Source organism: Sulfurimonas sp., from assembly GCF_016744025.1.
Classification (GTDB): domain Bacteria; phylum Campylobacterota; class Campylobacteria; order Campylobacterales; family Sulfurimonadaceae; genus Sulfurimonas.
In genome coordinates this window covers 1-7,110 of sequence record NZ_JADGFC010000130.1, presented here as the reverse complement: position 1 = coordinate 7,110, position 7,110 = coordinate 1, and the positions used below count along the sequence as shown (strand labels likewise).

Annotated in this window: 8 protein-coding genes; 4 read left to right on the top strand and 4 right to left on the bottom strand. The window is 29.9% G+C overall.

Features of this window, described 5'->3' with window-relative positions:
* Positions 1 to 254: 254 nt before the first annotated feature.
* The gene (locus tag QZZ48_RS13275; RefSeq protein ID WP_294966662.1) at positions 255 to 590 is read left to right on the top strand and encodes a hypothetical protein; all 336 of its coding nucleotides are present in this window, start codon (positions 255 to 257) and stop codon (positions 588 to 590) included.
* On the opposite strand, the gene QZZ48_RS13270 is transcribed toward QZZ48_RS13275, so the two are convergent.
* Complete coding sequence (locus QZZ48_RS13270; RefSeq protein ID WP_294966661.1) at positions 587 to 949, bottom strand: hypothetical protein; 363 nt, start codon at positions 947 to 949, stop codon at positions 587 to 589. The two genes, QZZ48_RS13275 and QZZ48_RS13270, sit on opposite strands and share 4 nt — an antisense overlap.
* Positions 950 to 1,026: 77 nt before the next feature.
* On the opposite strand from QZZ48_RS13270, the gene QZZ48_RS13265 reads away from it, so the two are divergent.
* On the top strand, positions 1,027 to 1,989 hold the full coding sequence (locus QZZ48_RS13265; RefSeq protein WP_294966659.1) for a nitrate reductase: 963 nt from the start codon (positions 1,027 to 1,029) through the stop codon (positions 1,987 to 1,989).
* Here QZZ48_RS13265 and QZZ48_RS13260 read toward each other — a convergent pair.
* On the bottom strand, positions 1,986 to 2,441 hold the full coding sequence (locus tag QZZ48_RS13260; RefSeq protein WP_294966657.1) for a YaiI/YqxD family protein: 456 nt from the start codon (positions 2,439 to 2,441) through the stop codon (positions 1,986 to 1,988). The two genes, QZZ48_RS13265 and QZZ48_RS13260, sit on opposite strands and share 4 nt — an antisense overlap.
* On the bottom strand, positions 2,434 to 2,679 hold the full coding sequence (locus QZZ48_RS13255) for a GIY-YIG nuclease family protein (protein ID WP_294966655.1): 246 nt from the start codon (positions 2,677 to 2,679) through the stop codon (positions 2,434 to 2,436). Before QZZ48_RS13255 ends, QZZ48_RS13260 begins: the two co-directional genes overlap by 8 nt.
* Positions 2,680 to 2,720: 41 nt before the next feature.
* Between QZZ48_RS13255 and QZZ48_RS13250 the strand changes: the two genes are divergently transcribed.
* Both QZZ48_RS13250 and QZZ48_RS13245 read left to right on the top strand, forming a co-directional pair.
* Positions 2,721 to 3,671 (top strand): 5'-nucleotidase, encoded by a 951-nt coding sequence (locus tag QZZ48_RS13250; RefSeq protein ID WP_294966653.1) that lies wholly within the window; start codon positions 2,721 to 2,723, stop codon positions 3,669 to 3,671.
* 135 nt (positions 3,672 to 3,806) lie between these two features.
* Positions 3,807 to 4,556, top strand: a complete 750-nt coding sequence (locus tag QZZ48_RS13245) for a response regulator (RefSeq protein WP_294966651.1) — start codon at positions 3,807 to 3,809, stop codon at positions 4,554 to 4,556.
* Between the two features lie 24 nt (positions 4,557 to 4,580).
* Here QZZ48_RS13245 and QZZ48_RS13240 read toward each other — a convergent pair whose 3' ends face one another.
* Entirely contained in the window at positions 4,581 to 6,863 is a 2,283-nt protein-coding gene (locus QZZ48_RS13240) for a hybrid sensor histidine kinase/response regulator (protein WP_294966649.1), read from the bottom strand.
* Positions 6,864 to 7,110 lie beyond the last annotated feature (247 nt).

Below are 7,110 nucleotides of genomic sequence, written 5' to 3'. Positions count from 1 at the left end.
CACTCATATTTAATCCCTATATTTTCTATTTCAATTTTATCATTTTTGAAATAAGAAAACAAATTTTACTGGTTCAGTTTTAGGGGTTCATTATATTCATTGATAATCTCCAAAATCATTAAAAGGTATTTTCATAAATAGCACTATATACATCTATTATAACAAAAATTTTAAACGAAGCAAATAAAGAAGCCTAAGTATATTCTTTAAACAGAGTTATGGTTATAATATCAGTATATATAAGAAAATTTATTATGAAATCACCAACAGATACTCAAGGTATGGAGTCCGCTTATTTAAGCGGAATCTTCAATGAAGCACTTCTATTTTTTACTATTTTTTCCATCATGGGAATTATTTCATTTTTTATATCTAGAAGAAATGCTAAAAAGTATGAGCTTGAGCACTCTATACAAGATAGAAAAGACATAAGAAGAAAAGATAACTTAATACACAAACATCTAAATACTTCAGGCATAAAAATAATGGGAAAAAAACTAAAAGATGAAGAACTAGTAAAAAAGCTAGCTCTTGGAGCTATAGACGAAGAGGAGTATAAGATACTAAAAGATGCGCTTGACGCTCTTTAGTAACTACTGTTTTTATCAAAATTATCTAAAAAAAGTTTTTTTACAAATTTTAATTCAGAACTTTTAAACTCACTACAAGTATATGAAAAGTTAAGCTTATTTTTTATTTTGTCTATAAACTTCATTGATTTTAAATTATCTGTATGTGCTAAAAACACTATCAATAGATCTGAGCTAAGTTGTTGAACTATATCTGTTTGTCTTATATTTTCATCTATTATATCAAAAGCTTTACGATCAATTGAATTTATTAGTATAACTGTTAATGGAAGTTTATATCGAGAAGCCCTATAAAATTCATCTTCTCCAATATTTAAAACATTTTCAACCATAAGCTCCATAACATTACCTTCTTTCATATATGACACTTAGATAATTATATCTACATAAGAATTTATATTAACTTATTTTTTTCTTTATCTCGTAAAGATTATCTTTGTATAATGTCCTCATGTTTAAAATAATTATCTCTTTTCTTTTACTACTGTGCTTATTAGATGCTAAAGACATCAAACCAACTTTCAAACTTCGTTCTGTTGGTTATGTCAGTGACTTTGTTGTAAATACAAACTATCTCTATGCTGCAAATGATATGGGGACAATAGATGTCTTCAATCTAAATACCAAGAAGATTGTTAACCAGATAGTTCTTCCCCCACTTATAACATCTCTTAACAAACTCATAGCTCCAAACATCCTAAGCGTTGATTATCTAAATGGAAAAATTCTTATAGTTAGCATAGGCAAAGATGCCTTTAGAAATGTCTGGATATACGAAAATTATGAACTTAAAAATATTATCAATGAAGAAAAAAAGTTAACTATTAAAGAGGCTCGTTTTTTAAGTGATGAACAAATAATATTTGGAACTTTAGGCTCAGAGGTTATACTTCATGATACAGCTGAGCAATATAATCTTTATAAAACTCAAGCTTCACACAGCACACTTGGGGATATGATACTAAGCTCAGATAAGAGTGAAATAGTTATTGCCGATGAGAGTGGTGCTATAAAAATTCTAGATGCTAAGAGTTCAAAACTAAAACAGTCCTACGATTCACAAAATGTTGATAACATTTACCATGTTGCTTACAGTAATGGTATTGTTCTTACCGCAGGACAAGATAGAAGAGTAGCTGTTTATCAAGATGGGCAAAAAGATTATCATATTAAGAGTAACTTTTTAGTCTACTGTGTAGGTCTGAGTCCAAGTGCAAAGATTGCTCTTTATTCAAGTGGAGAAGAACATCATTTGCAACTATTTAACCCAACTACCAAGGTAAAAGGGAATCGTTTAGTAGGTCATGATAAGCCCATAAATCAAATAAAATTTATAAATGAAAAAGAGCTATTTAGTTCTGAGGGTCGTAAAGATATTTTTTACTGGAGATTAGACTAGTTCTTTACATATTTAGCTAAAAAGCTATTTAACTGATTTGCGAACTCATGTGCATCCTTACTTGAAAATGCTTTTGGCCCTTTAGTTATCTCTCCACTTTCACGAATCTTCTCCATCAAGTCTCTCATTGCAAGATATTGTTTGATATTATCAACGCTATATAATTCTCCACGATGATCAATTGCATGAGCATTTTTACTTATAACTCTATCTGCTAAAGGTATATCTGCAGTGATTACCATATCGCCCTCTTGAACCATCTCAACAATCTTATGGTCAGCTTCATCAGCTCCTGCTTCTACAATCATATAAGTAATATTTTTAGATTTACCAATATCTACTTTTTTGTTTGCGACTACAAAGGTTTTGAGCCCAAGTCTCACAATTGAACGAAATAAAATTGGCTTTAAAAGGTTTGGAAAAGCATCTCCATCAACATATATATTAAGCATTAATCAATTCCAATTTCTCTTTTCTTTTTAGTTTTTTTATGGCGTATTCTCGTTTTGAAGCAGAGCTTCTATCATCTTGCTCTTCTGTGTAAACAAGCTTAACAGGACGGCGTATTTTCGTGTACTTTGCACCTTTATCTGAGTTGTTATGCTCATCTAATCGTCTATCAATATCAGTAGAGATTCCGGTGTATAAAGTGTTGTCACTACACTCTAGTATATAAACAAAGTAAGACATAAAAGAATTCTACTATAATATATTTAGAAAAAGGATTTATTTTGGCATTTAACTTAGAAAATACTCTCGTAATTGGCATCTCGGCTACAGCTCTTTTTGATCTCTCTAAAGAAGATAAGTTTTTTGAAAAAGAGTTTAAAAAAGATCCTGAGAATGCTATTGGTGCATACAGAGCATATATGCTTAAAAATGAGCACCTGCCATTAAAAGAAGGTATTGGTTATCCTCTTATTAAAGCTCTGCTTGACTTAAATAAGTACAAAAAAGATGGAGATACTCCACTTGTAGAAGTTGTGATAATGTCAAGAAATTCTCCTGATACTGGAGTAATAGTTTTAAATAATATAAAAAAATTAAACCTAAATATCACACGTTCCGCTTTTACTGCTGGAGAATCAAGTGCTGATTATTTAGACGCTTTTGGTGTTGATTTATTTTTAACTACAAACGAATCAGATGCACAAAAAGTCATAGACAAAAAAGTATGTGCTTCTGCTATTTTATCTATTCCACCTGAGTACAAATGTGATATACCAGAGGGTCAAGTGAGGATAGCTTTTGATGGAGATGCTGTTCTTTTTGATGAAGAGAGTGAGTTAGTTTATAAAAAAGATGGCATAGAAGCGTTTCATGAAAAAGAAAATAGTTCGCAAGATATTCCGATGAATGAAGGACCTTTTGCATCTTTTTTAAAAAAATTAGCAGGCTTGCAAGAAAGACTTCCTATGAAGATGGAACTCTCTCCTGTGCGTATAGCTTTAGTTACAGCTAGAAATTCTCCATCAGATATAAGAGTTATCAAAACATTGAGACACTGGGGTGTTTATGTAGATGAAGCTTTCTTTTTAGGTGGGATTGAGAAGAGCAAAATTCTTAAAGCCTTTAAGGCACACATATTTTTTGATGATCAAGATGTGCATCTTAAGACTTCTTCATTAGTTGTACCCTGTGGAAAAGTGTTGTATCCATCACATTCAGCACTGAATAAGTAAAATATTTATTGCATTTATACTAAAAGCATACAATTTTGTCATTAATCTATTGTAAATAACAAAAAGTTATATTATAATATTACCAATTACATATCACAAAATAATTATTATTTTTTGATACGAGAAAGGTCTTAAATGGTTAAAAATAGTATTATGGTTGTAGAAGATGATGAAATAACAGCATTAAATCTTAAAATATCCCTTCAAAAACAAGGATACGACGTTATTGCAATATGTGAAAATGCAGTTAAAGCTAAAAACAAAATTCAAGCATATAAACCTGATTTAGTTATTATAGACATCTCTCTAGATGAGAGTAACGATGGAATAGAACTAGCAAAAGTCGTTCGACAAAAATACAATATTCCATTTATATATCTAACTTCTTACAGTGATGATAATATTATTTCTCAAGCAAAACTTACTGAACCATACGGTTATATTGTAAAACCTTTTGACCCAGACTCACTTCATGCAAGCATTCAGATGGCTATTTTTAAGTATGAAGCAGAAAATGAAAGAAAAGATAATATAGACTCATTAAAAGTCGATAAACTAAACTTAGAAAAACTTCTTTATTCAAAAAGAACATCTGATAAACCTATCGTTCCTTTTGGAGACAACTACCATCTTGATATTAGTGTTTGTGAAACTTTTTATAATGGTAAAAAAATCAAACTTACTAAAAAAGAGAATGCTTTCTTGCGTTTACTTGTAGCACAACTTGGTCTTGTTGTTAGTTTTGAACAAGCGATGGCATATGTTTGGGATGAAAACGGTGCAACAGAAAATAGTGTTAGAACATTAGTTTGGAGACTTAGAAATAAACTAGAAACTGATATTATTAAAAATGCTTCGGGTATTGGTTATTATATAGAAGAATAATTTATATAAAAAAGAGAAAAGATCTTAAGCGATCTTTATCTCCTCTACTCTACTTTTAATTCTATCAAAAACTTCTCTATAGTTATATTCACTATTTTCAGACTTTGCCATACTTTCCATCTCACTTGAATCTTTTTGTATACACTCTATTCTAAAGTTTCCACTTGATCCTCTTATGCTATGAGCACTTAGCGCGATTTTTCTATAATCTTTTCTATCTATTAATTTGCTCAATTCAGGTATCTGTTTTTTCATCTTTTTAATAAAAAGACTCAAAAGCATAATCAACTCTTCATCACTAAGCATAAGATCTTTTTTTAGTTTTACAGAATCTAAGCCAATTATTCCATTTTGAGGAATGTCATTTTTTACTTCACGTACTTTACGAGTATCAACTTTTAAATATAGTGCAAAAACTTTTTCTAACTCTTTTAAAATAATTGGCTTACCTAAAAAAGAATCATATCCGCTTGATAAGCCTCTCTCTTTAGCACCTTTAATAACATTAGCTGTAAGTGCTGATACAGGAGTATGTCTAAGTCCTTTTTTAATTTCATACTTAGAAATCTTTTTTACTGCCTCAGTACCATCCATTATCGGCATCTGCTCATCCATTAAAATAAAATCATAATTATTTTTTTTGTAAAACTCAACAGCTTCATGACCATTGACCGCAATATCAAAACTTAATCCATATTTTAAAAGTATTATTTTAATAAGCTCCTGATTTGCTTCGTTATCCTCTGCTACAAGTAGATGGCCTATGTACTGAGTAGAGAGTTCATGTTCACGAGGGACATAGGTATCTGGATTAAATAACTCACTAAAAGTATCTCTAATCTTTGAGCAGTATAGAGGGAATGAAATAGCGACTATATGATTATATTTGTCATATTTATCACTAGCTTTACTTGCCATTGCTATAAATTTTTTATCTGAATTTATTGCATTAGATATAAACTCTTTGTCTACATCATCTTCTATAAAAAGAGCTATATCAAAATAACAATCGAGGTTATCTACAATCTCTGCATTCATACCAAAGACATCTGCATATCTCATAAATGATTCTTCTTTATAAATATTTTTAGATTTTTTTGAGTAGACAACAATTTTAAGAGGGGTAAAATCACTCACATCTTCAGAAATTGGACAAAGTTCACTATGAGCTACTACAGGAATATCAACCCAAAACCTACTTCCACTACCAAGACTTGAGGTAGCATGTACATTTCCATTCATATGTTTTGCTAGCTGATGACTGATTGAAAGACCTAAACCTGTTCCATCTAAAAATTTTTGATCGCTAAATTTAACCTGGGTAAAGGCTGTGAAAATATTTTTAATATCATTTTCTGCTATACCTACACCATTATCTCTTACACTTAAAGTTAGAGTTCCATTACGAGAGTAGGCTTCAACACTTATATGTCCACCTCTTGGAGTAAACTTCACAGCATTACTTAAAAAGTTAGACAAGATTTGTTTGATTCTTAGAGCATCTGCATATAACTCTTTTGGAATGTAAGGATCAATATAAGAGGTAATAGTAATCTCTTTTGCATTAGCACTAGCGACAAAAAGCTCCATAGTATGAGTTATTTCATCATGAAGTTCAAATATCTTTGGTTCAATAGTAAACTCACCACTACGAAGTTTTGAGAAATCTAGGATATCATTAATAATACTTAAAAGGTTTTCTCCACTATTTAAAATAATATCTAGATATCTTCTATGTTTCTTAGACACATCTTCTTCAATTAAAAGCTTTACAAAGCCTAAAATTGCGTTTAAAGGAGTCCTAATCTCATGTGACATATTTGATAAGAAGAACTCTTTTGCTCTAGATGCTTTATCAGTTTCAAGTCTTGCATCTGTTAATTTTTGAAAAATAGAATCTGTATAGTTTTTTAATATTTCTCTAAAACATTTATCAAAAATGTAAGAAATTTCATTAGCCATATCTTTAGAATCAAGAGCTTTATCATAAGAAAAATCTACCATAGAACGGCGAAAATAACTACATATTTCAAAAAGTTCATCCGCACTTATCTCTCTTTGTTTTAAGAAAGAGAGTAAACTTTCCATTATTGGGCAGCTTTGTAAATCAACTTTTTCATCTATTATTTCCATAAAATAGTCAAAAACACCACTGGCATATTCATCTAAAAAATGTTGTTTATCTATATTATGTTGTTTCAATATCTTTTTTGGTGAATCATAAGAGAGCCACTGTAATAAGATAAAATCTTTTGATTTGATAAAAATATCTTGTGAGTTACTTAAATTTGGTATTTGTGATTTCATTATTTACCTATTGATTTTCTTTTATGGATTGATTAAGAAGTATGATAATATCATCAAAAGAGATAACCTTACAAGTGATATTGCTACAACTCCAAATATGCTCATATTATAACAGTTGGTACATATGCTAAATCTTTTATTTTCATAATAAGAGTAAAGTATAATGAACCCCTAAAACTGAACCAGTAAAATTTGTTTTCTTATTTCAAAAATGATAAAATTGAAATAGAAATATAGGGATTAAATA